Source organism: Galbibacter orientalis DSM 19592, assembly GCF_000260115.1.
Taxonomy (GTDB): Bacteria; Bacteroidota; Bacteroidia; order Flavobacteriales; family Flavobacteriaceae; genus Galbibacter; species Galbibacter orientalis.
Map to the genome: position 1 here is coordinate 1357668 of NZ_JH651379.1, position 26017 is coordinate 1383684.

The 26017-nt window shown below is 32.8% G+C and carries 29 protein-coding genes; 22 read left to right on the forward strand and 7 right to left on the reverse strand.

The window, feature by feature from the left end; translation table 11 throughout:
• Positions 1 to 66 precede the first annotated feature (66 nt).
• From cyoE to tsaB, 14 genes are all read left to right on the forward strand, one after another.
• Positions 67 to 972 (forward strand): heme o synthase, encoded by a 906-nt coding sequence (cyoE, locus tag JOOMADRAFT_RS06055; RefSeq protein WP_008611987.1) that lies wholly within the window; start codon positions 67 to 69, stop codon positions 970 to 972.
• The gene (locus tag JOOMADRAFT_RS06060; RefSeq protein WP_008611988.1) at positions 972 to 1553 is read left to right on the forward strand and encodes a cytochrome c oxidase subunit 3; all 582 of its coding nucleotides are present in this window, start codon (positions 972 to 974) and stop codon (positions 1551 to 1553) included. The genes cyoE and JOOMADRAFT_RS06060 overlap by 1 nt, the downstream gene beginning before the upstream one ends.
• Positions 1554 to 1603: 50 nt before the next feature.
• On the forward strand, positions 1604 to 2581 hold the full coding sequence (locus tag JOOMADRAFT_RS06065) for a cytochrome c oxidase subunit 3 (protein WP_008611989.1): 978 nt from the start codon (positions 1604 to 1606) through the stop codon (positions 2579 to 2581).
• 18 nt (positions 2582 to 2599) lie between these two features.
• Positions 2600 to 2947, forward strand: coding sequence for a cytochrome C oxidase subunit IV family protein (locus tag JOOMADRAFT_RS06070; RefSeq protein ID WP_008611990.1), 348 nt, complete (start codon positions 2600 to 2602; stop codon positions 2945 to 2947).
• A 73-nt stretch (positions 2948 to 3020) separates the two neighbouring features.
• Positions 3021 to 3701, forward strand: coding sequence for a hypothetical protein (locus JOOMADRAFT_RS06075; RefSeq protein ID WP_008611991.1), 681 nt, complete (start codon positions 3021 to 3023; stop codon positions 3699 to 3701).
• Positions 3691 to 4371: an SCO family protein gene (locus JOOMADRAFT_RS06080; RefSeq protein ID WP_008611993.1), complete on the forward strand. Its 681-nt coding sequence runs from the start codon at positions 3691 to 3693 to the stop codon at positions 4369 to 4371. The genes JOOMADRAFT_RS06075 and JOOMADRAFT_RS06080 overlap by 11 nt, the downstream gene beginning before the upstream one ends.
• Position 4372: 1 nt before the next feature.
• The gene (locus JOOMADRAFT_RS06085) at positions 4373 to 4903 is read left to right on the forward strand and encodes a DUF420 domain-containing protein (protein WP_008611994.1); all 531 of its coding nucleotides are present in this window, start codon (positions 4373 to 4375) and stop codon (positions 4901 to 4903) included.
• A gap of 10 nt (positions 4904 to 4913) precedes the next feature.
• Complete coding sequence (locus JOOMADRAFT_RS06090; protein WP_008611995.1) at positions 4914 to 5126, forward strand: hypothetical protein; 213 nt, start codon at positions 4914 to 4916, stop codon at positions 5124 to 5126.
• A 168-nt stretch (positions 5127 to 5294) separates the two neighbouring features.
• Positions 5295 to 5999, forward strand: coding sequence for an ABC transporter ATP-binding protein (locus JOOMADRAFT_RS06095; protein WP_008611996.1), 705 nt, complete (start codon positions 5295 to 5297; stop codon positions 5997 to 5999).
• Positions 5989 to 7218, forward strand: coding sequence for an ABC transporter permease (locus JOOMADRAFT_RS06100; protein ID WP_008611997.1), 1230 nt, complete (start codon positions 5989 to 5991; stop codon positions 7216 to 7218). The genes JOOMADRAFT_RS06095 and JOOMADRAFT_RS06100 overlap by 11 nt, the downstream gene beginning before the upstream one ends.
• A gap of 2 nt (positions 7219 to 7220) precedes the next feature.
• A complete protein-coding gene (locus JOOMADRAFT_RS06105; protein WP_008611998.1) occupies positions 7221 to 8477 on the forward strand; it encodes an ABC transporter permease in 1257 nt (418 codons plus the stop codon).
• Positions 8478 to 8488: 11 nt separating this feature from the next.
• Positions 8489 to 9610 carry an efflux RND transporter periplasmic adaptor subunit gene (locus tag JOOMADRAFT_RS06110; protein WP_008612000.1) on the forward strand — a complete coding sequence of 374 codons (1122 nt, stop codon included), beginning with the start codon at positions 8489 to 8491 and terminating at the stop codon, positions 9608 to 9610.
• Positions 9611 to 9638: 28 nt separating this feature from the next.
• Complete coding sequence (locus JOOMADRAFT_RS06115) at positions 9639 to 11009, forward strand: TolC family protein (RefSeq protein WP_008612009.1); 1371 nt, start codon at positions 9639 to 9641, stop codon at positions 11007 to 11009.
• 21 nt (positions 11010 to 11030) lie between these two features.
• Positions 11031 to 11702 carry a tRNA (adenosine(37)-N6)-threonylcarbamoyltransferase complex dimerization subunit type 1 TsaB gene (gene tsaB, locus JOOMADRAFT_RS06120; RefSeq protein ID WP_008612010.1) on the forward strand — a complete coding sequence of 224 codons (672 nt, stop codon included), beginning with the start codon at positions 11031 to 11033 and terminating at the stop codon, positions 11700 to 11702.
• A gap of 126 nt (positions 11703 to 11828) precedes the next feature.
• Here tsaB and JOOMADRAFT_RS06125 read toward each other — a convergent pair whose 3' ends face one another.
• The gene (locus tag JOOMADRAFT_RS06125; protein WP_008612011.1) at positions 11829 to 12641 is read right to left on the reverse strand and encodes a mechanosensitive ion channel family protein; all 813 of its coding nucleotides are present in this window, start codon (positions 12639 to 12641) and stop codon (positions 11829 to 11831) included.
• Between the two features lie 149 nt (positions 12642 to 12790).
• Positions 12791 to 12991 (reverse strand): dodecin family protein, encoded by a 201-nt coding sequence (locus tag JOOMADRAFT_RS06130; RefSeq protein ID WP_008612012.1) that lies wholly within the window; start codon positions 12989 to 12991, stop codon positions 12791 to 12793.
• A 189-nt stretch (positions 12992 to 13180) separates the two neighbouring features.
• Between JOOMADRAFT_RS06130 and JOOMADRAFT_RS06135 the strand changes: the two genes are divergently transcribed.
• Positions 13181 to 15448 carry an inorganic phosphate transporter gene (locus JOOMADRAFT_RS06135; protein WP_008612013.1) on the forward strand — a complete coding sequence of 756 codons (2268 nt, stop codon included), beginning with the start codon at positions 13181 to 13183 and terminating at the stop codon, positions 15446 to 15448.
• A 76-nt stretch (positions 15449 to 15524) separates the two neighbouring features.
• Here JOOMADRAFT_RS06135 and JOOMADRAFT_RS06140 read toward each other — a convergent pair whose 3' ends face one another.
• A complete protein-coding gene (locus JOOMADRAFT_RS06140; protein WP_008612014.1) occupies positions 15525 to 16442 on the reverse strand; it encodes a NifU family protein in 918 nt (305 codons plus the stop codon).
• 85 nt (positions 16443 to 16527) lie between these two features.
• Between JOOMADRAFT_RS06140 and JOOMADRAFT_RS06145 the strand changes: the two genes are divergently transcribed.
• From JOOMADRAFT_RS06145 to JOOMADRAFT_RS06165, 5 genes are all read left to right on the forward strand, one after another.
• Positions 16528 to 17523 carry a PorP/SprF family type IX secretion system membrane protein gene (locus tag JOOMADRAFT_RS06145; RefSeq protein WP_008612015.1) on the forward strand — a complete coding sequence of 332 codons (996 nt, stop codon included), beginning with the start codon at positions 16528 to 16530 and terminating at the stop codon, positions 17521 to 17523.
• Positions 17524 to 17553: 30 nt separating this feature from the next.
• A complete protein-coding gene (locus JOOMADRAFT_RS06150) occupies positions 17554 to 18069 on the forward strand; it encodes a gamma carbonic anhydrase family protein (RefSeq protein WP_008612016.1) in 516 nt (171 codons plus the stop codon).
• A 118-nt stretch (positions 18070 to 18187) separates the two neighbouring features.
• Complete coding sequence (gene fabD / locus JOOMADRAFT_RS06155) at positions 18188 to 19063, forward strand: ACP S-malonyltransferase (RefSeq protein ID WP_008612018.1); 876 nt, start codon at positions 18188 to 18190, stop codon at positions 19061 to 19063.
• Positions 19064 to 19196: 133 nt separating this feature from the next.
• Positions 19197 to 19358, forward strand: a complete 162-nt coding sequence (locus JOOMADRAFT_RS19835) for a DUF1328 family protein (RefSeq protein WP_008612020.1) — start codon at positions 19197 to 19199, stop codon at positions 19356 to 19358.
• Between the two features lie 37 nt (positions 19359 to 19395).
• The gene (locus tag JOOMADRAFT_RS06165) at positions 19396 to 19584 is read left to right on the forward strand and encodes a hypothetical protein (protein ID WP_008612022.1); all 189 of its coding nucleotides are present in this window, start codon (positions 19396 to 19398) and stop codon (positions 19582 to 19584) included.
• A 69-nt stretch (positions 19585 to 19653) separates the two neighbouring features.
• On the opposite strand, the gene JOOMADRAFT_RS06170 is transcribed toward JOOMADRAFT_RS06165, so the two are convergent.
• Positions 19654 to 19845, reverse strand: coding sequence for a hypothetical protein (locus tag JOOMADRAFT_RS06170; RefSeq protein WP_008612024.1), 192 nt, complete (start codon positions 19843 to 19845; stop codon positions 19654 to 19656).
• A 633-nt stretch (positions 19846 to 20478) separates the two neighbouring features.
• Here JOOMADRAFT_RS06170 and JOOMADRAFT_RS06175 point away from each other — a divergent pair.
• Positions 20479 to 20814 carry a hypothetical protein gene (locus JOOMADRAFT_RS06175; RefSeq protein WP_157136660.1) on the forward strand — a complete coding sequence of 112 codons (336 nt, stop codon included), beginning with the start codon at positions 20479 to 20481 and terminating at the stop codon, positions 20812 to 20814.
• A gap of 123 nt (positions 20815 to 20937) precedes the next feature.
• A complete protein-coding gene (locus JOOMADRAFT_RS06180; RefSeq protein WP_008612026.1) occupies positions 20938 to 23166 on the forward strand; it encodes a TonB-dependent receptor in 2229 nt (742 codons plus the stop codon).
• A 177-nt stretch (positions 23167 to 23343) separates the two neighbouring features.
• On the opposite strand, the gene groL is transcribed toward JOOMADRAFT_RS06180, so the two are convergent.
• From groL to secG, 3 genes are all read right to left on the reverse strand, one after another.
• Positions 23344 to 24975 carry a chaperonin GroEL gene (groL, locus tag JOOMADRAFT_RS06185; RefSeq protein WP_008612027.1) on the reverse strand — a complete coding sequence of 544 codons (1632 nt, stop codon included), beginning with the start codon at positions 24973 to 24975 and terminating at the stop codon, positions 23344 to 23346.
• Between the two features lie 157 nt (positions 24976 to 25132).
• Positions 25133 to 25411 carry a co-chaperone GroES gene (locus tag JOOMADRAFT_RS06190; RefSeq protein WP_008612029.1) on the reverse strand — a complete coding sequence of 93 codons (279 nt, stop codon included), beginning with the start codon at positions 25409 to 25411 and terminating at the stop codon, positions 25133 to 25135.
• A 249-nt stretch (positions 25412 to 25660) separates the two neighbouring features.
• On the reverse strand, positions 25661 to 26014 hold the full coding sequence (gene secG / locus JOOMADRAFT_RS06195) for a preprotein translocase subunit SecG (RefSeq protein WP_008612030.1): 354 nt from the start codon (positions 26012 to 26014) through the stop codon (positions 25661 to 25663).
• Positions 26015 to 26017: the final 3 nt, after the last annotated feature.

The window sequence follows — 26017 nt, forward strand, 5'->3', positions numbered from 1 at the left end:
CATTAGTTAAATCATTGCATAAAAACCTTTTGTGAGTTATCTTTGCACCCGATTTAGAATGGATTGATGAAAACCGCGTTGGATACAACTACAAATACAAATACATTTTCCCTGATTTTTGATGATTTTAAACAAATTACAAAAGCAGGTCTCGCATTTAGTGTGGTTTTTTCTTCCATAGCTGGATATTTATTGGGAGCAGAGACTTTTAGTTGGAAAGTTTTACTTCTTTTAGCTTTCGGAGGCTATTTTATGGTAGGAGCTTCAAATGCTTTTAATCAGTTAATAGAAAAAGATTTAGATGCGTTGATGAAGCGTACACAAAACAGACCAATTCCTTCTGGAAGAATGTCTGTTAATGTAGCCTTTACAATAGCAATTACTTTTACCATTTTAGGAGTAATTACACTTTATGTAGTTAATCCTAAAACAGCAATGTTTGGAGCTATTTCTATATTTTTATATACCTGTGTTTATACACCTTTAAAGACAAAAACACCGCTGGCGGTGTTTGTTGGAGCCTTTCCAGGAGCAATCCCTTTTATGTTAGGCTGGGTTGCTGCAACAAATGAATTTGGAATAGAGCCAGGGACTTTATTTATGATTCAATTCTTTTGGCAATTCCCACATTTTTGGGCTATAGGTTGGCTCTTAGATGAAGATTACAAAAGAGCTGGTTTTAAAATGTTGCCTACTGGGGAAAAAGACAAAGCAACTGCTAATCAAATTATAATGTATACTATTTGGATGTTATTAGCATCTGTGTTTCCAGTGACGGGGCTTACGGGGAGTTTAACACTTTCTGTTCCAGCCGCAGTTATTATATTTTTAATGGGAATTGGAATGCTTGTTTTTGCATTTAGGCTGTATCAAAAAAGGGATAATAAATCGGCAAGAGCATTAATGTTAGCAAGTGTAAGCTATATATCGTTAATGCAAATTGTATATGTAGTAGATAAATTTTTAAGTTAATGGATTTAACGCAAGGTAGTAGCGAATTAAAAAATGCTAGAGCTAAAAAGATGATGCTTTGGTTTGGGATGATTAGTATTGCAATGATGTTTGCTGGTTTAACCAGTGCATATGTGGTAAGTAAGTCAAGACCAGATTGGGTGTCGAGTATTGAAATTCCGCCAGCATTTTTTATCAGTACCATTTCAATAATAATAAGTAGTATTACTTTTTATATGGTAAAAAAAACCATTGAGAAAAATAATCGTAGTGCTGCAACTGGGTTTTTATTAGCAACTTTTGTATTAGGATTGTTGTTTGTATATTTTCAGTTTAAAGGATTTTCAGAAATTATAGATGCAGGTTATTATTTCACAGGAAGTGAAAGTACAATTACCACATCTTTTTTATATGCCATCGTGTTTTCGCACTTAGTACACGTATTTGCTGGTTTATTAGTGTTGATTATTGTAATTTATAATCATTTTAAAGAAAAATATATACCCGGTCAAACCCTTGGTTTAGAACTCGGTGCGATGTTTTGGCACTTTTTAGACTTTTTGTGGGTATATTTGATTTTATTTTTCTATTTCTTTAGATAAATAAAAAACGTAAATTTGAAAAATTTTAAAATAAGAATACTTTAACATTTATGGAAGCTACTGTTACAACAGGTTCTGAAGAAAAAGTTTGGGGTGGAGGAAATGAGCCTCTAAGCGCAAGTTATGGTAAAATGATGATGTGGTTTTTTATCGTATCGGATGCACTAACTTTTTCTGGATTTTTAGCCGCTTACGGTTTTTCTCGATACAAGTTTATCGAAACATGGCCAATTGCCGATGAAGTGTTTACTCACTTTCCTTTTTTACATGGCGTAGACGCACCAATGTACTATGTGGCATTGATGACGTTTATCCTTATTTTTTCTTCTGTTACTATGGTGTTGGCAGTAGATGCTGGTCATCAATTAAAGAAAACTCGCGTTATATGGTATATGTTTTTTACTATTATAGGAGGGATTATCTTTGTTGGTTCTCAAGCATGGGAGTGGAAAAACTTTATTAAAGGTGAATTTGGAGCAGTAGAATTAAAATCAGGAAGAATACTTCAATTCCTAGATGCTTCAACTGGAGAGCGCGTAGCGTTAGCAGATTTTGCAAAACCATTACATGGAGAACGTGTTACGCAAGAATCAAATCAAGGAATTTGGTTTATGTCGGAAACTACATTGCCATCTTTTTCAGTAGAAGAAGTAAAAGCAGGTTTTGAAGCAAATCATAATATTGTAGCTAGAACAGAAATGTCTGATGAAACTGGTAAGAAAGTTGTTCTTACGCGTGAGCAGACAGCAGAGCGCCTAGCACAAGCTGCAATGGTGGTAGAAGGAGCAAACCTAGTGCATAATGAATATGGAAATCGTTTATTTGCAGATTTCTTCTTCTTTATTACTGGATTCCACGGTTTCCACGTAGTTTCTGGAGTTGTTATCAATATCATTATATTTATCAATGTTATTTTAGGAACTTACGAAAGAAGAAATAACTACGAAATGGTTGAAAAGGTTGGTTTATACTGGCACTTTGTAGATCTTGTTTGGGTATTTGTATTTACCTTCTTTTACCTTGTATAAATTATATAGTTAAAAAAAATGGCACACGCACACGAATCGAATACAAAAAGAATTTGGGTAGTTTTCGGAATCCTTTCCGTAATTACTATTGTAGAAGTTATATTAGGTATTATACGTCCAGCAGTTCTTGATAATTATGTATTAGGAATGAAATTATTAAACTGGATTTTTATCATCTTAACTCTTGTTAAGGCATATTATATTGCATGGGCATTTATGCACTTAGAAGGAGAAAAAGGAAGTTTTAGATGGTCTATAGTTTTGCCACTACTTATTTTAATTCCATACTTAATGTTTATCTTATTAGTAGAAGGTAATTACATTCATGATGTCTATCATGATGGCTTTATAAGTTGGGATTTTTAATACTTTAACAATACTCATAAGGCGGTTTTTAACCGTCTTTTTTATTTTTGTACTGTTTTTAATTACATGCTAGATGAAGAAATATATCGTTCTTGGAGTTTTGTTTATACTTCCTATTGCTGTTTATCTTTTTTTTGCTTCAGGAGTAAATAATTTTGGAAAATTACCTGTTTTAAACGAGCAAGTCCAAGATGTGAGTTCGTTCTCTTCTGAAGGGAATAAAGTTAGTCTACACGGTAAAATAACAGTTCTTGGTTTTTTAGGGCAGAATGTGAGTTCTAAAAAACTAAATGCCTTCAATTTAAATCAGAAAATATATAAACGATTTAACGGATTTAAAGATTTTCAATTTGTTTTTCTCTCTCCAGAAGGAACACAAGAAGCAGTTAAAGGTTTAAAAGAAGAATTAAGTCCGTTAGCAGATGTTTCTAATTGGCATTTTATTTTTACTTCAGAAGAAAACATAGCTTCGGTTTTTAATAGCTTGCAAACCCCATTTTCATTGAATGAAGATTCTTATAGTCCTTATGTTTTTATAATTGATAAAGAGGTTAATCACCGAGGACGTCTAATAGACGACCATACAAACAGAGAGTTGTATGGCTATGATGCTACTTCTGTAGCTGTTTTGAATAATAAAATGATAGACGATATTAAAGTTCTTTTAGCTGAATATAGAATGGCTACCAAAAAGAATGGTGTAAGTGATAAGGAGTCGTATTTAAAATATAACAAGAAAAGCAATGAAGAATAAGTCTTATATAGTTGTTGGGTTTGTAATTTTAGTTTTCGGGATAATTTTTATTCCAAAAATTATTGATCGTGTAAAAAGCGGTACGGTGGTGGATATGGACCGTCATGCTATTGGTGAAAAGAAATTAGAAGCTGATGATTTGTTAAAGATGGGGAAAGTACCTGGCTTTGAATTTGTAGATCAACACGGAAATACTATTACAAACGAAGACTACAAAGGAAAGGTTTATGTGGTAGAATTTTTCTTTACTACTTGTCCTACTATTTGTCCTGTTATGACAGGGAATATGGTTAAAATTCAAAATAAATTTAAAAGAAATGAAGATTTTGCAGTAGCTTCTTTCTCTATAAATCCAGAGCATGATACTCCAGAAGTTTTATTGGCATATGCTAAGGAATACGGAATTACAAGTCCAAACTGGCATTTGTTGACAGGAGATATGGAGCAAGTTTATGAGTTATCTAACACAGGATTTAATTTATATGCAGGGCAAAATGCAAATGTTAATGGAGGTTTTGAGCACTCAGGGCTTTTTGCTTTAATTGATAGAAATGGATTTATTAGATCTAGAGCAGACAATTTTGGAAATCCTATTGTATATTATGATGGCACAACCGATGAAGGTGTTAAAATGATAGAACAAGATATTGCAACGCTTTTAAATAAATAAGATGAGTACAAAAACACCAGAAGAAAAAAAATATAATAAGTGGATTGTAATTTTATCAATTGTAATTCCTGTTGCAGTAGCTGCCTTATTTGGAATAAAAATTCCAAATGTTGAGCCTTTATCCTTTTTACCGCCTATTTATGCTAGTACAAATGGGTTAACCGCTATTTTTTTAATAGCCGCTTTTATTGCTATTAAAAAAAGAGATTATGTGTTGCATGAGTGGTTAATGAAATTTTGTATCGGACTTTCAGTAGCTTTTTTGGTAATGTATGTAGCATACCATATGACCTCCGATTCTACCGTTTTTGGAGGAGAAGGCGTTATAAAATATATCTATTATTTTATTTTAGTAACACATATTATATTATCCATTGCAATTATCCCGTTGGTATTAATTACCTATGTACGTGCGCTTTCTAAACGTTTTAATAAGCATAAGAAAATTGCAAGAATTACATTTCCGTTATGGTTGTATGTTGCTGTAACAGGGGTAATAGTTTATATTATGATTTCTCCATATTACGCCTAAAATTATTTAAATGAAGAGCTTTAAAATTTTAATACTGATTGTTGCTTTCATACTGTTGCCAGATTTTATTCATGCACAATGTGCTATGTGTCGTGCTGTTTTGGAAACAGGAGAAAATCAAGAGGTAGCAGAAGGGATTAATAATGGAATAGTCTATCTTATGGCGGTTCCATATATCTTAATTGCTGTATTAGGTTACTTTATTTTTAAGCGAATGAAATAATTTGTGTCTGATAATCAGGTGTTTACTGCTGTTCGTCAATTTTTTTTAATTTATTCTGTAACATTTCATTTGTTTGGTAGTCATATATGTGTAAGTAAGTTTTAATCGAGCTTATATTTTTGTATTTTCACTAAGTTTTTAGTGTCTTACTTAAGAAAACTAACCATCATGATTGAAATAAAAGACCTTCACAAGTCGTACCACATGGGGAGTAATTCACTTCATGTATTAAAAGGAATAAACTTTTCTGTAAAAGAAGGAGAGTTAGTTGCCATCATGGGGTCCTCAGGATCTGGAAAATCTACTTTGTTAAATATCTTGGGAATGCTCGATAATTTAGATGAAGGCGAGTATCTTTTAGATGGAGTTACCATAAAAAATCTTAATGAAACCAAAGCGGCTAATTACCGCAATAAATTCTTAGGTTTCATTTTTCAGTCTTTCAATTTAATAAATTATAAATCTGCTTGGGAAAATGTAGCACTTCCGCTATACTATCAAGGAGTTAATAGAAAGTTGAGAAAGGAGCGTGCTATAAAGCATCTTGAATCGGTTGGATTAGGGCCATGGGTGGATCATTTACCTAGCGAACTTTCTGGAGGGCAAAAGCAAAGAGTTGCTATTGCAAGAGCTTTGGCAGCAGAACCAAAAGTAATGCTGGCCGATGAGCCTACAGGAGCTTTGGATAGTAAAACGTCTCATGAGGTAATGGATCTTATCCAGAAAATTAATGATGAAGGGAAAACCATTTTAGTGGTAACTCACGAAGACGATATTGCACATATGTGTAAGCGTATTGTGCATTTAAAAGATGGTGTTATAGTAGAAGATAAAGTAGTTGATCAAGTAAGAGTTACTCCGTATGTTCAGTAGAGATCTTTGGTCGGAAATATTCCATAGTATAAAAAGCAACAAGCTTAGAACATTTTTAACAGGGTTTTCTGTGGCTTGGGGTATTTTTATTTTAGTATTGTTGTTGGCTTCTGTAGATGGTATGAAAAATGGATTTACAAAGCAGTTTAATGACGATGCTACTAATTCTATTTTTATATATCCTGGATCTACTACAAAACCTTATGGAGGTTTTGAAGCAGGAAGAAGAATACAATTTGATAATGAAGATTTAGATTTTATAAAACAGAGTTTTACAGGGTATTTAGAATATATAACTCCTAGATTTTCTAAAAGTGTTACTGCAAATTTTGGAAAAGAAACAGGAACTTATTCTATTAGAGGTGTAAATCCAGATCATCAAATAATAGAGCGTACAGTAGTTGAAAAAGGACGTTATATTAATGAAAATGATATTCAAAACACTTTAAAAGTTGTTGTTATTGGGAAAGTAATTGCCGATGAACTTTTTAAAGATGTAGATCCAGTTGGTCAAAATATAATTTTAAACAAATTATCTTATAAAGTAATAGGAATTTTTTCTGATGATGGAAATGAGCGTGAGGAACGAAATATGTATACGCCTGTAAGTACGCTTCAGCGTTTGTATGGAAATACTCGCAACATTGATCAGATTGCTTTGACCTATAATCCAGAATTTAATTTTGCGGAGGCTATAAATTTTTCAGACAATATAGAAGTAGCTTTAAAACGAAGATTAATTATAGACCCTGAAGATCAAGGAGCACTGTATTTTAATAACTACGCAGAACAATTCTCTAATGTTTCCAACTTTACTACAATGCTTTCAGTAATAAGTATTGGTATTGGAATGTTAATTCTAATAGCTGGAATTGTTGGGATTGGAAACATATTAGTTTTCATTATAAAAGAAAGAACAAAAGAGATTGGGGTTAGAAAAGCATTAGGAGCAAAACCTTTTGATGTAATTAAATTAGTCTTGTTAGAATCGGTATTTATCACTTCTATATCTGGGCTAATAGGAATGTTGTTTGCCATGGCTGTGGTTGCATTAATTTCTCCAATTATAGATGCTCCTGCCTTTTCAAACCCATCCGTAGATAATGTAACTATTATTACCGCTACCATTGTATTGGTTGTAGCGGGAGTATTAGCAGGATTGATTCCCGCAATGAAAGCGGCAAGCGTTAAACCAATTGTAGCACTAAGAGCAGACTAACTATGGGAATATTTGACAGAGACCTTTGGAGCGAAGTTTTTAGTACGCTAACTAAAAATATGCTTAGAACATTCCTCACAACACTTGGGGTTATTTTTGCAATAGTTATTTTAATTCTTTTGTTAGGCGGTACAAACGGAATGTCTAATGGATTTAATAGAATTTTTGCAGGAACCGCTACAAACAGTATGTTTATGTGGACTCAAACTACCTCTATGGCTTATAAAGGTTTTGAAAGAGGAAGACCTATAGATTTTACCTTAGAAGATGTAGATTTAATAAAACAACAGGTTAGTGAAGTAGATATTATTGCACCTAGAATTCAACTAGGCGATTTTGGAGGGACAGCAACCGTAATTCGTAATGGTAGAACTAGCGGTTCTGGAGTTTATGGAGATTACCCAAGTATAGATTTAGTATCTAAAAAACGTATTGTAGAAGGAAGATTTATTAATCAAAATGATATTGAAGACTCTAAAAAGGTATGTGTTATTGGGGTTGATGCTTATAAATTGCTGTTTGATAAAGGGGAGAATGCAATAGGGAAGTCCATTAAAATAAATGGAATCTACTTTTCTGTGGTTGGGATTTATAAGAAAAATGATAATATAAATTTTGAAGGAGAGAATGCAATATTTGTTCCTTTTACCACCTTTCAGAATGCATTTAACAGTGGCAATAAAATAGGTTGGATGGCTATTTTAGTAGATCCTGATAAAGAAGTTGCTGTTGCTGAAAAAAAAATAAAAACACTCTTAAAAAGGAAATATAACATACATCCAGATGATATAAGAGCAATTGGATCGTTTGATTTTTCTGAGATTTTTAAAGGAATTAGTGCTTTTACACTAGTGCTTCAAGGGTTCTCGTTTTTTGTGGGAACATTCACCTTGTTAGCAGGAGTAATAGCTGTGAGTAATATTTTACTGATAACTGTAAAAGAGCGAACCAACGAAATTGGAGTTAGACGTGCTTTAGGCGCTACGCCAAAAATAATAAAGCGTCAAATAATATTAGAATCTATTGTACTTACAACTTTTGCAGGCTTAATAGGTTTTGTAATATCGGTAGCGGCATTGCATTTTTTGGATTATAAATTTGGACATACAGATGAGTATCCTTTTGTGAACCCAACGGTGAGTATTCCGCAGATATTATTTTCATTTATCCTTATGATAGGATTGAGTGTATTAATAGGATTGATTCCAGCCAATAGAGCTGTAAAAATAAAACCAATAGAAGCATTAAGAGAAGAATAAACTAAACAACTATGAAAAAAATTTTAAGATACGTTTTAATTGGAATAGGCGTAATTTTGGTTCTATATGCCGTTGCAAGAGTTTTAAAAACAAATAGCAAACCAGCTGTAACTTTTGATACGGCAACTGCAACAGAAGAAACTATTACAAATAGAGTTGTTGCAACAGGAAAAGTTATTCCTGAAGATGAAGTATTGATAAAACCACAAATTTCTGGAATTATCGAATCTATTTTAGTAGAAGAAGGAGATAAATTAAAATCTGGAGATTTAATTGCAAAAATTAAAGTAGTTCCAAACGAGCAGTCGTTGGTAAGTGCTAGAGGACGTGTGAGTAATGCTCAAATAGCACTCAATAATGCTAAAATTGAGTACGATAGAAACAAGAAACTTTTTGACAAAGGAGTTGTTGCTAGTCAGGATTTCCTTTCTGTAGAACTACAATACAATCAAGCAAAGCAAGAATTGCAAAATGCACAAAACGATTACCAAATTATCCGTGTAGGATCTGCTGGAGGATCTGCAACTGCAAATACAAACATTCGTGCTACTGTAGACGGAACTGTTTTAGAGATTCCAGTTAAAGAAGGAGATCAGGTTATTGAGGCTAATAATTTTAATGATGGTACTTCTATTGCTACAATTGCCGATATGTCTAAAATGATTTTTGAAGGGCAAGTAGATGAAGCAGAAGTAGATAAATTAGAAATGGGAATGCCAATCTCTATTAATTTAGGAGCTGTTCAAGACAAAGAGTTTGATGCTAAGTTAAAATTCATCGCTCCAAAAGGGGTTGAAGACCAAGGAGCGGTTCAGTTTACCATAAAAGCAGATCTTTCTCTTCCTTCAGATGTTTTTATCAGAGCAGGATATAGTGCAAATGCTTCTATTATTTTAGAGAAAAAAGAAGGTGTTCTTGCTATAAAAGAAGCTTTACTTCAGTTTGATAAAGAAACAGAGAAACCGTATGTTGAAATTGTTACTGGAGAGAATGAGTATGAGCGTCGCGATTTAGAGCTAGGTGTTTCAGATGGAATTAATGTAGAAATCTTATCTGGAATAACAAAAGATGATAAAATTAAGGTTTGGAATAAAACTGAACCTATGGACGATGAAAAAAAAGGTGATAGCTAATTAATACTGAAAATTTAAAATGAGCTTTATGAAGTTTAAAATATTAATTTTAGCATTAACGTGCTCTGTTGTTGGCATTGCTCAAGAAAAAAAGCTGTGGACACTTGAAGAATGTGTGAGGTATGCTGAAGAGCACAATCTTACTATTCAACAAGCAGAATTAGATTTAGAAAGTGTTAAGCTTGACAAATCGGACGCTATAGGGAACTTTATACCTTCTTTAAATGCGCAAGCGTCTGCCTCTTCAAGTACAGGGTATTCTATTGATCCAACTACAAATAGTTTTGTGAATCAAAAGTTCTTTAACGTTACACCGTCTATTTCTTCTTCTTTAACTTTATTTGATGGGCTTCGTAATTTTTATCAGTTAAATAGAGCTAAATTAAATGCAATGGCTGTTCAATATCAATCGGACGACATTCGAGATGATATTAGACTTTCTGTTGCAAATGCATACCTACAAATATTGTCTAATAGAGAAACGCTTAATGTTTTAAATGCTCAATATAGAGCTACACAACAAGATTTAGAGCGTACCAATGAGTTAGTAGAAAATGGAGTGTTGCCAAAAGGAGACCTTCTAGAGATCCAAGCTACTGCTGCAAATCAAGAACAACAAATAGTTGCTGCTGAAAACAGTGTGCTTATAGCAAGAATAAGTTTAGCGCAATTGCTTCAAATAAGCGATTATGAAAATTTTGATGTAGTAGATGAAGGGTATGCAATTCCAGATGATGCTGTATTGGAGATTACCCCAAGAGAAATTTATGAGAAAGCTTTGACTTTTAGAAATGATATAAAAGCATCAGAAGCAAATGTGGATTTAGCAGAAAAAGATCTTCAGATAGCAAAAGGAGCTAGGTATCCTACCATAAGTGCTTTCTTTCAATATAATACCAGATATTCTGATAACGCAAGATATCCAAGTACTATAGATCCTAATACGCAACAAATAATACCTGGAGCAGAAATTTCTTTTAAAGACCAATTGTGGTTGCAAGATGGTTTTGCATATGGTGCGCAAATTAATATTCCAATCTTGAATGGGTTTTCTGTAAATAATAATATCAAGAGAAGTCAAATTGATGTGGAGCGCGCTAAATTACAGTTTACACAAGAGAAATTAAATTTAGAAACAGATATTAATCAGGCTTATGTAGATGTAAAAGGTTCTTATAAAAGTTATGAAGCAGCAGGAAAAACAGTAGAAGCTAGACGTCTGTCTTATGATTATGCTAAAGAACGCTACAATGTTGGATTAATGAATAGCTTCGATTTTAGTCAGGCGCAAGCACGTTTAGACGATGCAGAAGCTACTTTAATTCAAACAAAATATGATTTTATCTTCCGTTTAAAGGTGCTTAAATTTTATTATGGAATTCCTTTGGAAGAATGGTAATATAGCTAGTATTTTTGCATAATGGCAAAGATTCTAAATATAGAAACCGCAACTACCAATTGCTCTGTGAGTATAAGTGCTAACGGAAAAATAGTAGCATTAAAAGAAATTAATGATAGCGGTTATACGCATGCTGAAAATTTACATGTATTTATAAAAGAAGCGTTGAAAGACGCTTCTTTGTTGTTTTCAGAAATAGATGCTATTGCGGTAAGTAAAGGTCCTGGTTCTTATACAGGCTTGCGCATAGGAGTTTCTACTGCAAAAGGATTGTGTTATTCTTTGGATAAACCATTAATTTCTGTTCCTACACTGGCTGTTTTAGCCGAAAATAATAATGAAAAAACCGATTTTGTAGTCTCTTTGCTAGATGCAAGAAGAATGGAAGTTTATGCTGCTATTTTTAAAAATGGAGTGCAAGTAAGGGCTACAAAAGCTGAAATAATTACTCCAACATCTTTTTCTGAGTTTTTAGAGGAGGGAAGCGTTTATTTTGTGGGCGATGGTGCTGAGAAATGTAAGACTGTAATTACACACGAAAATGCTATTTTTTCTTCTGAAGTAAAATATCCTTCAGCAAAAGATATGGCAGTTTTAGCAACCGAAAAATATAAAATAGGCGACTTTGAGGATGTCGCCTATTTTGAGCCTTATTATTTAAAAGATTTTGTAACTACAAAACCTAAAAAATAAACTAACTCGCAGGACAAGCCCACGAGATATTCGAACGAAACAATTTAACTTCTTTCCCTGCAGAACCCTATAGTTAACTTATAAAAAAAAGAAAAGGCTCTGGGAAATTAAACCCTTCTTGAGGGATTAAGCTTGTTTTTGAATCTCCACTTGATGAGGGTAAGGAATTTCAATACCTTCTGCATCAAATCTATTCTTTATTTCTTCTAAAACATACCAACGGCAATCCCAGAAATCATCGTTTGTAGCCCAATATCTTAATGATAAATTTACAGAGCTATCTGCAAGTTCTGCAACCATAACAGCGGGTTCTGGATGCTTTAACACCTTGTCATTACTACTTACAATATCAAGTAAAATTGCTTTTGCTTTTTTAATATCAGAATCATAGCTAATTCCAGCTGTTATATTTTCTCTTCGGGTGCTCTCTGCACTATAGTTTACAATGTTTTCATTGGAGAGCTTTCCGTTTGGAATAATAGCTTGTTGGTTTCCGAAAGTATTTAAAACGGTATTGATAATTCCAATTTCTTTAACGGTACCAGAAAGCCCTTGTGCTTCTATAAAATCGCCTACTTTAAAAGGCTTGAAAATAAGAATAAGAACTCCTCCAGCAAAGTTTGCTAAAGAACCTTGTAGTGCCAAACCAACAGCTAAACCAGCCGAGGCAATAATAGCAGCAAAAGAGGTGGTTTCAATACCTAATGTTCCTAAAATAACAATAATTAGAAGTATTTTTAGCGCCCAATATAAAAGGGTTCCTAAAAATTCACGAAGACTTATTTCATAGTTTCTTCGCTCCATTATTTTTCGTGCGTATTTTACTACTCGGCTAAATATTATAGAACCAATAATCCATATTAAAATAGCCATTACAATTTTTGGAGCGTATTCTACTACTAATGCAATTCCTTGCTCTAACCACTTGTCTGTTTCCATATTAATTTTTTTTAATTTTTTCAAAATTAGAACCTATAATTCTAAATAGAAAAAATATCAGGTGCTTTATGATGTTTATTTTCATAAAAATAAAAAAAATCTGTTTAACGGCTTTTAGCAATTAAACAGACTTTCTATCTTTTTAAGACTTAATCTATTTCGAAAGTGATTTTTAGATTTACCCGATAATTATCAATTTCTCCATTATTTACCGTTGCACTTTGTTCGTTCACATAAACCGATTTAATGTTATTAACCGATTTAGATGCTTTCTGTATTGCATTTTTTGTAGCGTCTTCCCAACTTTTGTCAGAATTAGCTAATACTTCAATTACTTTTAAAACTGCCATAATATTACATTTTGATGTTAATTATTCGTTGTACCTAAATATAATTTATTTTTATCAGTATCTAAAATTCATAGTTACTAACTTATGGATTCATAGTTAGTTATTAATTTCAAAGTAATATTTTGGTAACTTTAAATTAACTTGGCTTTTAAATTGTTAATAGACTTTTGCTTTTAGTTAAAAGTTTATATGGAGCAGTTTTATATTTTTATGTTGGTGGTACTTTTTGTATTGGCCATTACAGATTTAACAGTAGGTGTGAGTAACGATGCAGTGAATTTTTTAAATTCTGCCGTAGGTTCTAAAGCAGCGTCCCTTAAGACCATATTAATTATTGCTAGTATTGGGGTAGCAGTAGGAGCTATATTTTCGTCTGGATTGATGGAGGTTGCTAGGAAAGGTATTTTTAATCCGGGACAGTTTTATTTTGATGAAATCATGATCATCTTCATGGCCGTCATGATAACAGATATTTTGCTTTTGGATCTATTTAATTCACTTGCATTACCAACTTCTACCACAGTTTCTATTGTATTTGAACTGTTGGGCGCATCTGTAGCAATTTCTATTCTTAAAATTATAAAAGCTAATGATGCTATTGGGGCTTTAGGTAATTATATTAATGGAGATAAAGCCGCAGAAATTATCTTTGGGATTTTACTGTCGGTTGTTATTGCATTCATTGTAGGTGCTTTTGTACAATGGATTTCTAGATTTATCTTTTCTTTTCATTATGAAAAACGTATAAAATATGTTGGCGGAATCTTTGGGGGAATAGCTATAACTGCAATTACTTATTTTATTCTGATAAAAGGAATAAAGGGAGCTTCTGTAATTCCGCAATCTTTTTTAGATTTTATTGATGGTAATAAATTATTAATAGTAGCTTTCTGTTTTGTTGTTTTTACAGGAATTTCGCAAATAATTATCAGCTTTACTAAACTGAATATTTTAAAAATAATAATCCTTATTGGAACTTTTGCATTAGCATTAGCTTTTGCTGGAAATGATTTGGTGAATTTTATAGGCGTTCCAATTGCAGCATATCAGTCTTATGAATTATGGCATGGAGCCTACCAAGCTTCTGGGGTTTTACCAACAGAATATACAATGAACAGCCTATCTGGGCAAGTGGAAACGCCAACTTATATGTTGATATTGGCAGGTTTGGTAATGGTTGTTACGCTTTGGCTTTCTAAAAAAGCACGTTCGGTAATGTATACAGAAATTAATTTGGCAAGAAGTGGAGAGGGGTCAGAAAAATTTCAGCCTAATTTTTTATCTAGATTTATTGTACGCGCTTCTGTCAATTTAAATCAAGCTATAGCGGTAGTGCTTCCTGATGAAATCCAACAGCGTATTGAAAAGAGATTTTCAAAACCAGAAAGTAAAAGAACAAAAAAGAATGCAGATGAACCTGCATTTGATATGGTTAGAGCAGCCGTAAATCTTATGGTTGCAAGTATTTTAATATCTATGGCAACATCCTTAAAGCTTCCATTATCTACCACATACGTTTCTTTTATGGTAGCAATGGGGACTTCTCTTTCCGATAAAGCTTGGGGTAGAGAAAGCGCTGTTTATAGAGTTGCTGGTGTTTTTAATGTTATTGGAGGCTGGTTTATAACGGCAATTGTAGCGTTTGTAGCGGCTGCAATATTTGCCACGGTTATTTATTATGGAAAAGGAATTGCACTAGTAGTTTTGTTGATTATTGCTGTATTATTAATTACTCGTAGCTTTTTAAGCTACAAGAAAAAGGAAAAGGAGAAAGAAGCAGCAATTCAAATTGATAGAACATCTCTAATTACAATTAATGAAATTATAAGCGATAGTTCCGATAATATCTCTAAAGTAATAAGACGTATAAGCAAAGTTTATGGAGAAGTGGTAGATAATTTAGGTTTGCAAGATCTTAATAAACTTAAAAAATCTAAAAAACAACTCAGTAAATTAGAAGATGAAGTTGATACGCTTAAAAGTGACATCTTTTACTTTATAAAGTCTTTAGATGAAAGTTCTGTTGATGCAAGTAAATTCTATATCCTTACCTTAGATTATTTGCAAGACATGGTACAGTCTATTAGTTATATTACAAAAAATAGTTACTCGCATGTAAATAATAACCATAAGAATTTAAAATTTAATCAAATTCGAGATCTTAAGAGAATTGATGAAAGATTGGAGGTTCTTTTTGAAAGAATAAAAGTTGATTTAGACGGAAATACTTTTGAAGATATTGGTTTTATTATTGAAGATAAAAAAGAATTGCTAGATAATGTTTCAGCATTAATTCAGAAGCAAATAGACCGCATTCGAAGCACAGAAACGAGTCCAAAAAACACGAAATTATATTTTAGTTTATTGTTAGAAACAAAAGACTTAATTACAGCTACTATTAATTTACTAACACTCTTTAAAGAGTTTCATGACGATTATAAGCGCATAAAAAGTTAAGAAGTTTGTTATGAAGAAGAACAAAGCCCGAGTTAAATCGGGCTTTGTTTTTTTAATTTTTAAAATAAATTGTTGATTACCCGTTAATGGCAACTACTTCATTTACTTTATCTACTAGCATGCTTTTTAACATACTCTCAATTCCATTTTTTAAAGTGAATGTAGAAGAAGGACAACCGCTACATGCTCCCTGAAGAATTACACTTACAGTTTTAGATTCTTCATCATACGATTGAAAAAGAATGTTTCCACCGTCACTAGCTACAGCAGGTTTTACATATTCTTCTAAAATGTCAATAATTTGTTTAGAAGTATCATCCAAATTAGAAGTGTCTACGCTTTTATTGTTATTAGGAGTTTCTGCTGCATCTGTAGTCTTGCTTTGTGCGTTGTCAGATACTATGTCTTTCCCTTCTTCAATGTGTAAACGAATGTATTCTCTTAATTCAACTACAATATCATCCCATTCCGCAATATCATACTTTAGAATAGAGATGTAATTTTCGTCAATAAAAACTTCTTTAACAAAAGGAAAATGGAAAAGACCACTTGCTAAAGGAGAATCTTTAGCTTCTTCAATATTTTTAAATTCGTAGGTTGATAAAACTAATTTTTTGTTGGAAACAAATTTTAAAGCAGCTGGATTTGGAGTGCTTTCTGCATAAATGGTTACTGGAATTTTAGAAGGAGTAGTATCATCTTCTATAATAACAGGTTCTCCAGAGTTTAAATAATTTTCAATCTGCTCAGCTACTTCATCTTGAACATCTGCCCACTCAACAATATCATAACGTTCTATAGCAACAAAATTACCAGAGATATATACTGTTTTTGTAAACGGAAGATAGAAAAGCTGCTTTGCCAAAGGCGAATTCTTAGCGTCGTCTACGTTTTTAAACTCATAATTTTGCTTACGAGTTAAAAACTTATTGGCTTCAAACTTTATAATTGCTGGCCTATTTGTTGGCTGTATGTTTATTTTATATGGCTCCATTTCATCGATTTTGTTGCAAAATTACAAAACGTAACTCATCTTTTGATATCTTTGAGCCATTAACCTACCAAATAAAGGTACTTTCATGAAGTTCTTTCAGAAAATCTATTTTTCTTTACTTTTTTTACTTGTAACATCTTCCTATGCTCAAGAGGGAATCCCCGTGTATTTTGACTACCTATCCGATAATTATTACCTTGTATATCCATCAATGGCTGGAGTTGGTCAAGGTGGAAAGGTTAGAATGACTGCAAGAAAGCAATGGTTTGATGTAGAAAAAGCGCCTGCATTACAAACACTCAATGCACATATGAGAGTGGGCGATAGAAGTGGGGTGGGAGCTATATTATTTAATGATAGAAATGGATACCATTCTCAAACAGGAATGAAATTAACATATGCGCATCACATTACGTTGTCCGAATATAGAGATGGAGTTAATCAATTATCGTTTGGAGTAAATGTAGGTTTTTTGCAAAGTAGGTTGGATGAGTCTGAGTTTGTTTCTATTATTCCAGATCCAATAATAACAGGTACTAGCAACAACGTAAATTATTTTAATGTTGATGTTGGGATGTCTTATAATTTTTTAGAGTTTTATGCTCATTTTGCTGTTAAAAATATGTTGGGAAGCGGGAGAGATTTGTATTCTGCGGAAGAGATAGATAATGTAAGACGCTATTTGTTTTCTGCTGGTTATGTTTTTGGAAAATCTCAATGGCAATTTGAACCTTCTTTTCTATTTCAATTTTCAGAATATACAGAAGAGTCTGCTGTAGATGTAAACGCAAAGGTATATCGAGAAATGGATTTTGGTAAAATATGGGGAGGACTTTCATATCGGAGAAGTTTTGATGGCGCCGAATATGAAATTAACGGGAATTCTGGAAAACAAAAGTTACAATTATTTACTCCAATAGTAGGTGTGAACATTAAACAATTTATGTTCTCATATAATTATTCGTATCAATCTGGAGATTTAAGATTTGATAATGGAGGGTTTCATCAAATAACTTTAGGATACAATTTCCTTCAAGGAAAACCACGTTATAAATGTAAGTGTCCTGCTGTAAATTATTAAACTCCAAGTATCTTTGTAGAAATTCTAATTATGATTATTAAAGAAGTAAATGGAAAGCATCCAGTTTTTGGCGCGGATATTTTTATTGCCGAAAATGCCACAATTGTTGGAGATGTATCAATGGGAGCTAATTGTAGTGTATGGTTTAATGCAGTAATTCGTGGAGATGTGCATTATATAAAAATAGGCGATAAGGTAAATATTCAAGATGGAGCCGTTATTCATTGTACCTATAAAAAATACCCTACTACTATTGGAAATAATGTCTCTATTGGTCATAATGCAATTGTTCATGGTTGTACCATAAAAGATAATGTGTTAATTGGAATGGGGAGTATTGTAATGGATAATTGCATTGTAGAAAGCAACTCTATTATAGCTGCAGGTGCTGTGGTTACTCAAAACACGCATGTAGAAGCGGGTTTTATATATGCTGGCGTGCCTGCAAAAAAAGTAAAAGAAATTAGTAAAGATTTAAGTAAGAATGAAATTGAGCGTATAGCTAATAGTTATGTTATGTACGCTTCATGGTTTAAGGAGGATTAATTATAGCGGTTTTTATAATTAGTTTCTATTGAATGCCTCGTTGCTTGCCTTTATGCTAGTTAATTCTTTTTGAAATATAATTTCTATTTTTGCTGAAAACCTGTAAATAATAAAACACATGAATGCATATATTTTTCCTGGACAAGGAGCACAATTTGTTGGAATGGGACTTGATTTATACGAGAAATCCGATTTGGCAAAAGAATTGTTTGAACAAGCAAATGAAATATTAGGTTTTAAAATTACTGATATTATGTTTGAGGGTACTACGGAAGATTTAAAACAAACTAAAGTTACTCAGCCAGCTGTATTCTTACATTCAGTTATATTAAGTAAAGTTATAGGGAATACATTTAATCCAGATATGGTTGCTGGACATTCTTTAGGAGAACTTTCTGCTTTAGTTGCCAATAAAACTTTAAGTTTTGAAGATGGTTTGAAATTGGTGTCTCGTAGAGCATTGGCAATGCAAAAGGCTTGTGAACTTAAGCCAAGTACAATGGCTGCTGTTTTAGGATTAGACGATACCATTGTTGAGCAAGTATGTAAAGAAATTGAAGGAGTGGTTGTGCCTGCAAATTACAATTGCCCTGGGCAACTTGTTATTTCTGGGGAAGTAGAAGCAATTAATGCTGCCTGTGAAGCACTTAAAGAAAAAGGAGCTCGTAGAGCTTTGGTTTTACCTGTTGGTGGAGCGTTCCATTCTCCATTAATGGAACCAGCTAGAGAAGATTTAGCAGCTGCCATAGAGCAAACAACTTTTAGTAAACCTATTTGTCCTGTTTACCAAAATGTAACTACAACAGCAGTTGTTAATCCGGATGATATTAAAAAGAATTTGATGGCTCAATTAACGGCACCAGTTAAATGGACTCAAAGTGTTGAGAATATGGTAAAAGATGGTGCATTATTATTTACCGAAGTTGGTCCAGGAAAAGTACTACAAGGACTGGTTAAAAAGATTCATAGAGAGTCTGAGGTTGCTTCTGCTTAACATGTTGTAACTATTTGATATTGTGTTTAGTGGATTAACAACGAATTAACATTTTAAGTTAAAATTCCTTAAAGATACGTCAGAAAACACTTTGTGTACGTATATTAGAGTATAACCAAAAAACTTAAATATTATGTTACGTTGGACAATCATTTTTTTAATAGTAGCAATTGTAGCTGCTGTATTTGGCTTTGGTGGAATTGCTGGAGCTGCTGCAGGAATTGCTAAAATATTATTCTTTGTATTTTTAGTGTTATTTGTAATATCACTTATAAGTAGAATGACCAGAAGATAAAAATAATTATAATTAATAACCATTAAAACTAAACAACATGAAAAAGATATTTTTAACTCTTGCATTAGTATTTTCATTAACAGCTTTTACAACTAGTTGTAAAGAGAAGAAAGACACTCCTGCTGAACAAGTAGAAGAAGCAGTTGATGACGCTGGTGATAAAATTGAAGAAGGGGCAGAAGAAGTAGAAGATGAAATCGATGATATGACAGATGAAAACAAATAAATTCATCAGTTTATAAAGACAAAAAACCACGCATTTGCGTGGTTTTTTTATATCAATTTTTTTTAAAAGCTAAGCTGTTAAAGTACAATCTTTACAGTCTTTAATAGTACCGTAATAAGTTTCTCTGTACTTGTGAATAGTTCGAAGCGGTATTCCTAATAAATGTTTTCTAATATAAGTAACTTTAACACTTATACTTCCCATTTTCTTACTGTACCTTTTCTCTAATTTTGTTTTTCTTCTAATTTTTATAAAAGCCATAATAGTTATTTGCTCACTTTGTGAGGTTTTAGAATGTTTCGACTGTACTGTCGAAATTGATTCATTTTCAATACCCTATAAAATTTGTAGAGTATATCGTTGGAACAAATATCGTTAATATTATGCTTAAAATCAAATAGTTATATTCTATGTTATTAATCTTACTAAAGATAAAATCTATAGTATGTAGTTGTTTTTAATAAATTTATTGATAATTGTATGTTGTTTTGAGGAATTAATAAGGTTATTTTTTTTCTATAATCGAGCTTTGAAAGTTTCAAAGTCTGCCTCTAAATATTTTTTAGATTTTCCTTTAAATGCCTCATCAGCTTGCTCCGAGATAGTTTCTATCTATTTTTTTCCTAATTTTGAATCATTGTTATCCGATAAAAGTAAATAGATTTTACTCTTTTTTTCTTGAAGGAAACGGGTCTTGTATCTTAAATCAAATAAAAACTGAATAAAATTATTTTGAAAAGCATCATTCACATAAAGTTATTTGTAATACGATGCTTTCTCATTTTAGGAGTTTTAATTTACCTATTGAGTCCTTTTAAAAGTTCAGTTTTTAATTTTTTACATTTTGTGAGTCACAAGGTAGAATTTTTCACAGAAAATGGACATAAAGAGTCAATGCATCACTCACACAATTTTCAATCGGTTAATCGTTTTGCATATAGTGGGTATCATGGTCACGGGAGTAATTCAAATCATAAGCATTCAGCTAATAATAGTCATCATCATGGAGCGCTTTCTTTTATAGCATCGCTATTTATTTCCGTGAAAAATAAAAAGGAAGATGAAAGGAAATTGTTGTCTAACACTAAATTAGATGAACATTTGTTCTCCGAAATTTTTAATTTTTATCCTATTACGCTAATAATTTTTCAAGAAAAAGAATGGCGTCTAAATAGTACTTCTTATTATATTTCTATAGATATAACTACACCACCTCCGCAAATAAGCTAATTTATTTTTAAAGAGTTGTTTCTGTCTTATCAGTCCTTTCTTGCTTCGAGGGAATTGGGGTTTGATTTAAAGGCAAAAATGCGTATGTCTCAAAAGAAATACTAAATTCAAATAAGAATTATAATGAAAAAAATAATAACAGTATTTGTTATACTTGTTGTAAGTGTGTCTTATGCACAAAATTTATCGGGAAGAATTGTTGATTCTGAGGGGAACCCTCTTTCCGATGTTGGTGTTTTTAATAAAACATCTGGTAGTCATTCTCATTCTAATCAGAGTGGCACATATAGTTTGATAAAAACTTCTATAAAAGACTCTGTCTATTACTCTAGTTTAGGTTATAAAACAGTTTTGGTTGTGGTAGATGATGCCGATTTAAATCAGCAGAAAAATATTACTTTATCCCAAACTAATATTTCATTAGAGCAAGTTGTTTTAGTGTCAGAAGTAAATACGTTAAGCAAGTTTGTAGATGTAGATATTCAAATAAACCCAGTAAAATCTTCTCAAGAAATATTAAGAAAAGTTCCAGGCTTAATTATTGGTCAGCATGCAGGAGGAGGAAAAGCAGAGCAAATTTTTTTACGTGGTTTTGATATTGACCATGGAACCGATGTTTCTATAAATGTGGATGGAATTCCTGTAAACATGGTTTCTCATGCCCATGGGCAAGGGTATTCAGATTTACATTTTGTAATTCCAGAAACTATAGAAGGTATAAATTTTGGGAAAGGTCCTTATTTTGCTAATCATGGAGATTTTACAACTGCAGGTTATATAGATTTAAATCTTAGAAAAACGCTCGATAATAGTTTAGTTTCCTTGGAAGTTGGGCAGTTTAATACGAGTCGTTTTATGGGGATGTTAAAGGTTTTGGATACTGAAAAAAGTAATGCTTATGTAGCTTCAGAGTTGTATTTAACAGATGGTCCTTTTAATAGTCCGCAGAATTTTAACCGGATTAATGTGATGGCTCGTTACAATTATAAATTAGCTGCAGATGAAGATTTAACCATTACAGCCTCTCACTTTCAAAGTAAATGGGATGCTTCTGGGCAAATTCCACAGCGTGCTGTAGACGAAGGTTTGATAGATAGATTTGGAGCAATAGACGATACCGAAGGCGGTGAAACTAGCAGAACTAATTTGTCGGTTAATCATTTTAAAGTTTTAGATGAAAATAGGGCTGTAAAAACAAAAGCCTTTATTTCTCAATATGATTTTAATCTTTTTTCAAACTTTACATTTTACTTAGACGATCCAGTAAATGGAGATCAAATAGAGCAAAAAGAAAGTCGTGTAATTGTTGGAGCAGAGAGTGTATTTGAAAGAAATAATTATGAGTTAGGAAATAATATTCATTTTGAATACCAAGCAGGAGCTGGATTTAGATATGATAATGTGGACGATATGCAGCTTTCTCACACTTTAAATAGAAAGGAAATTCTAGAGCGTTATGCCTATGGAGACGTGGACGAGGTAAATACATATGGTTTTGTAAATACCGAATTTAAAATTGGAAAATGGACCTTCAATCCTGCAGTGAGATTGGATTATTTTAAGTTTGATTATTACAATAAGTTAACCAATGTTTATGATAATAAAAGTGAAAGTAAAGTAGCTGTAAGTCCTAAGCTAAACACTATTTTTTCTGTAAATTCTAATTGGCAGCTTTTTTTAAAAACAGGAATGGGCTTTCATTCTAACGATGCACGTGTGGTTGTTGCTAACCAAGGAGAAGATATTTTGCCAACGGCTTATGGAGCAGACTTAGGAACAATCTATAAACCCTTTAATAAACTAGCTTTAAATGCTACTTTATGGTGGTTGTATTTAGACCAAGAATTTGTATATGTTGGAGATGCAGCTATAGTTGAGCCAAGTGGAGAAACACGTCGTTTAGGGGTTGATATTGGTGCTCGTTACCAAGTGCTACCTTGGTTGTATATTTATGCCGATGCAAATTATGCCCACGGAAGAAGTGTAAACGATCCTGATGGAGAAAATTATATTCCTTTAGCGCCAGATTTTACTACGGTAGGAGGAATTTCGGTTGAAAATTTAGGTAATTTTTCAGGAGCACTAACTTACCGATATGTAGATGATAGACCAGCAAATGAAGATAATTCTATTATTGCTGAAGGTTATTTTGTAACCGATTTTAATATTAGTTATTCTTGGAAAAATTGGACTTATGGTATCATAATCGAAAATCTTTTGGATACAGAATGGAACGAAACACAATTTGCAACCGAAAGTCGTTTGTTTGATGAACCTGCTCCAGTAGAAGAAATCCATTTTACACCAGGAACGCCTTTTTATCTAAGAGGAAAAATAACAGTAGCTTTTTAACGAGCTATTTATTGTTATAACTTTTAAATCCCTCATTGAGGGTTTTATTCCCCGACGTCGAAATGGATTAAATTATTTTCCTTTGCATCCCTAGTAGGCTTGCCTCGAGGAAGTTGATTTAAATACATAAAAAAACGCGGTGCAAAGCACCGCGTTTTAATTTTTATGGGAGTGATATTACATCATTCCTGGCATTCCTCCGCCACCCATTGGAGGCATTGCAGGAGCATCTTCTTTAATATCTGTTAAAGAGCATTCGGTAGTTAAAATCATACCAGCAACAGAAGCAGCATTTTCTAATGCAATTCTAGTTACTTTAGTAGGATCTATAATACCAGCTTTTAACATTTGTACATATTCTCCAGTTTTTGCATTGTAACCAAAGTCGTCTTTGCCTTCGTACACTTTAGCAACAACTACAGAACCTTCATTTCCTGCATTTTCCACAATTGTTCTAAGTGGTGCTTCAACGGCACGAGTTACAATTTGGATTCCTGTTTCTTCATCGTCATTATCAGCTTTAAGCTTGCTAAGTACTGCTTTAGCTCTAAGTAAAGCTACACCTCCACCAGCAACAATACCTTCTTCTACAGCTGCTCTAGTTGCGTGTAATGCATCGTCTACTCGGTCTTTTTTCTCTTTCATTTCAACTTCAGAAGCAGCACCTACGTAAAGTACAGCAACACCTCCAGCCAATTTAGCTAAACGCTCTTGAAGTTTTTCTTTATCATAATCAGAGGTAGTAGTATCTATTTGTGCTTTAATCTGGTTTACTCTTGCTTTGATAGTTTCAGCATCTCCAGCACCATTAACAACAGTAGTGTTGTCTTTATCTATAGTAACAGTTTCTGCAGAACCAAGCATATCTAAAGAAGCATTTTCTAGAGAGAATCCTCTTTCTTCAGAAATTACAGTACCTCCAGTTAAGATTGCAATATCTTCAAGCATTGCTTTACGTCTGTCTCCAAATCCTGGAGCTTTAACAGCAGCAATTTTAAGTCCACCTCTTAGTTTGTTTACAACTAAAGTAGCCAATGCTTGTCCGTCTACATCTTCAGCAATAATTAAAAGAGGTCTTCCAGATTGAGCAACTGGCTCTAAAATTGGAAGGATTTCTTGAAGGTTAGAGATTTTCTTGTCAAATAAAAGGATGTATGGATTGTCTAAATCCGCAATCATTTTGTCTGTATCGGTAACAAAGTATGGAGAAAGGTATCCTCTGTCAAACTGCATTCCTTCAACAACATCTACATAAGTATCTGTTCCTTTTGCTTCTTCTACAGTAATAACCCCTTCTTTACCAACTTTAGTAAATGCTTGCGCAATTAGGTCTCCAATAGTGTCATCATTATTTGCAGAAATTGCTGCAACTTGTTTGATCATATCTGAAGAATCTCCAACCGTTTGTGCTTGTTTTTTAAGGTCTGCAACAATAGCTTCAACAGCTTTATCGATTCCTCTTTTTAAGTCCATTGGGTTTGCGCCAGCGGTAACGTTTTTAAGTCCTTCTTTTACAATAGCTTGAGCAAGAACGGTAGCTGTTGTTGTACCATCTCCTGCAAAGTCGTTAGTTTTAGAAGCAACTTCTTTTACCATTTGCGCTCCCATATTTTCTAGCGCATCTTCTAATTCTATTTCTTTTGCTACAGAAACACCATCTTTTGTTACTTGAGGAGCTCCAAAAGATTTATTAATAATTACATTACGTCCTTTAGGACCTAAAGTTACTTTTACTGCGTTTGCTAAAGCATCCACACCGCGCTTTAGTCCGTCACGAGCTTGAATGTCAAATTTTATATCTTTTGCCATGGTTTTTAAATTTTACACTTAAAAGCAATTTACATAATGCAGTATGCTTTCCTAGTGTTTGTTTTAATTGTATTTATTTTATCGTTTAGCCATTTGTTTTTTGAGATTTTTTAAAACCTCACTTGCTTATGGCTTTTTGTATATAGCTTATAGCTGTTTATACAATAGCAAGAATATCGCTTTCGCGCATTATTAGGTAATCGTTACCTTCTAATTTTAATTCGGTACCGGCATATTTTCCGTATAATACAGAATCGCCAACCTTTACAGTCACTTTTTCGTCTTTAGTTCCTGGCCCTACAGCTACAACAGTTCCTTTTTGAGGTTTTTCTTTTGCGTTGTCTGGAATAATAATCCCTGAAGCTGTTTTAGTTTCAGCAGCTTGCGGCTCAATAAGAACTCTGTCAGCAAGCGGTTTAATGTTTAACTTCGACATATTTTTAATATTTGATTAATTAATTTAAAATTCACTTTCATTAATCAGACAGAAATTGTGCCACGCATTATAAACTGACAATTTTACTCATGTGCATATATTTTTCATGTCTTAACTGTCATTTTTATAAATTTTCAAGTAAAAAAATGTCAAAATGTAATTCTAGGAAAAGTAAGAAGAAAGTGTTTTAAAATAAAAATGCCAGCTTAATTATAAGCTGGCATTTTATATGTGTAATAAGATAAATCTTTATTGTCCGTCAGTACTATCTGTAGCTGTTGCAGGAACTTCTGCTGAAGGTACTGTAGTACTAGGCGCAGTAGTTTGTACGTCTCTTCCGTCTAATAATTTAGATTCGGTAGAATCGTTAGAAATTAATGTAATGTTAGAAAGCAATATTAATGCTACTAAAATAGTTGCTAGTGTCCAGGTACTTTTATCAAGAAAATCCCCTGTCTTTTTAACTCCTCCTACAACTTGACTTCCGCCACCACCAAAAGAAGAAGACAATCCGCCTCCCTTAGGGTTTTGTACCATAATCACTAAAACTAATAAAAAGGCTACTATTATAATTAGTACCAAAAAAATTGAAAACGTACTCATTTC

Bases quoted from the DNA above. Each gene is read 5' to 3' on its own strand.
- JOOMADRAFT_RS06085 (WP_008611994.1), top strand. From the start codon at position 4,373: ATGAGTACAAAAACACCAGAAGAAAAAAAATATAATAAGTGGATTGTA.
- fabD (WP_008612018.1), top strand. From the start codon at position 18,188: ATGAATGCATATATTTTTCCTGGACAAGGAGCACAATTTGTTGGAATG.
- JOOMADRAFT_RS06140 (WP_008612014.1), bottom strand. From the start codon at position 16,442: ATGGAGCCATATAAAATAAACATACAGCCAACAAATAGGCCAGCAATT.
- JOOMADRAFT_RS06115 (WP_008612009.1), top strand. From the start codon at position 9,639: ATGAAGTTTAAAATATTAATTTTAGCATTAACGTGCTCTGTTGTTGGC.
- JOOMADRAFT_RS06170 (WP_008612024.1), bottom strand. From the start codon at position 19,845: ATGGCTTTTATAAAAATTAGAAGAAAAACAAAATTAGAGAAAAGGTAC.
- JOOMADRAFT_RS06165 (WP_008612022.1), top strand. From the start codon at position 19,396: ATGAAAAAGATATTTTTAACTCTTGCATTAGTATTTTCATTAACAGCT.
- JOOMADRAFT_RS06125 (WP_008612011.1), bottom strand. From the start codon at position 12,641: ATGGAAACAGACAAGTGGTTAGAGCAAGGAATTGCATTAGTAGTAGAA.
- JOOMADRAFT_RS06070 (WP_008611990.1), top strand. From the start codon at position 2,600: ATGGCACACGCACACGAATCGAATACAAAAAGAATTTGGGTAGTTTTC.
- groL (WP_008612027.1), bottom strand. From the start codon at position 24,975: ATGGCAAAAGATATAAAATTTGACATTCAAGCTCGTGACGGACTAAAG.
- JOOMADRAFT_RS06075 (WP_008611991.1), top strand. From the start codon at position 3,021: ATGAAGAAATATATCGTTCTTGGAGTTTTGTTTATACTTCCTATTGCT.
- JOOMADRAFT_RS06180 (WP_008612026.1), top strand. From the start codon at position 20,938: ATGAAAAAAATAATAACAGTATTTGTTATACTTGTTGTAAGTGTGTCT.
- JOOMADRAFT_RS06105 (WP_008611998.1), top strand. From the start codon at position 7,221: ATGGGAATATTTGACAGAGACCTTTGGAGCGAAGTTTTTAGTACGCTA.
- JOOMADRAFT_RS06145 (WP_008612015.1), top strand. From the start codon at position 16,528: ATGAAGTTCTTTCAGAAAATCTATTTTTCTTTACTTTTTTTACTTGTA.
- JOOMADRAFT_RS06100 (WP_008611997.1), top strand. From the start codon at position 5,989: ATGTTCAGTAGAGATCTTTGGTCGGAAATATTCCATAGTATAAAAAGC.
- JOOMADRAFT_RS06175 (WP_157136660.1), top strand. From the start codon at position 20,479: ATGCATCACTCACACAATTTTCAATCGGTTAATCGTTTTGCATATAGT.
- tsaB (WP_008612010.1), top strand. From the start codon at position 11,031: ATGGCAAAGATTCTAAATATAGAAACCGCAACTACCAATTGCTCTGTG.
- JOOMADRAFT_RS06130 (WP_008612012.1), bottom strand. From the start codon at position 12,991: ATGGCAGTTTTAAAAGTAATTGAAGTATTAGCTAATTCTGACAAAAGT.
- JOOMADRAFT_RS19835 (WP_008612020.1), top strand. From the start codon at position 19,197: ATGTTACGTTGGACAATCATTTTTTTAATAGTAGCAATTGTAGCTGCT.
- JOOMADRAFT_RS06060 (WP_008611988.1), top strand. From the start codon at position 972: ATGGATTTAACGCAAGGTAGTAGCGAATTAAAAAATGCTAGAGCTAAA.
- JOOMADRAFT_RS06090 (WP_008611995.1), top strand. From the start codon at position 4,914: ATGAAGAGCTTTAAAATTTTAATACTGATTGTTGCTTTCATACTGTTG.
- JOOMADRAFT_RS06190 (WP_008612029.1), bottom strand. From the start codon at position 25,411: ATGTCGAAGTTAAACATTAAACCGCTTGCTGACAGAGTTCTTATTGAG.
- JOOMADRAFT_RS06150 (WP_008612016.1), top strand. From the start codon at position 17,554: ATGATTATTAAAGAAGTAAATGGAAAGCATCCAGTTTTTGGCGCGGAT.
- secG (WP_008612030.1), bottom strand. From the start codon at position 26,014: ATGAGTACGTTTTCAATTTTTTTGGTACTAATTATAATAGTAGCCTTT.
- JOOMADRAFT_RS06080 (WP_008611993.1), top strand. From the start codon at position 3,691: ATGAAGAATAAGTCTTATATAGTTGTTGGGTTTGTAATTTTAGTTTTC.
- JOOMADRAFT_RS06095 (WP_008611996.1), top strand. From the start codon at position 5,295: ATGATTGAAATAAAAGACCTTCACAAGTCGTACCACATGGGGAGTAAT.
- JOOMADRAFT_RS06135 (WP_008612013.1), top strand. From the start codon at position 13,181: ATGGAGCAGTTTTATATTTTTATGTTGGTGGTACTTTTTGTATTGGCC.
- JOOMADRAFT_RS06110 (WP_008612000.1), top strand. From the start codon at position 8,489: ATGAAAAAAATTTTAAGATACGTTTTAATTGGAATAGGCGTAATTTTG.
- JOOMADRAFT_RS06065 (WP_008611989.1), top strand. From the start codon at position 1,604: ATGGAAGCTACTGTTACAACAGGTTCTGAAGAAAAAGTTTGGGGTGGA.
- cyoE (WP_008611987.1), top strand. From the start codon at position 67: ATGAAAACCGCGTTGGATACAACTACAAATACAAATACATTTTCCCTG.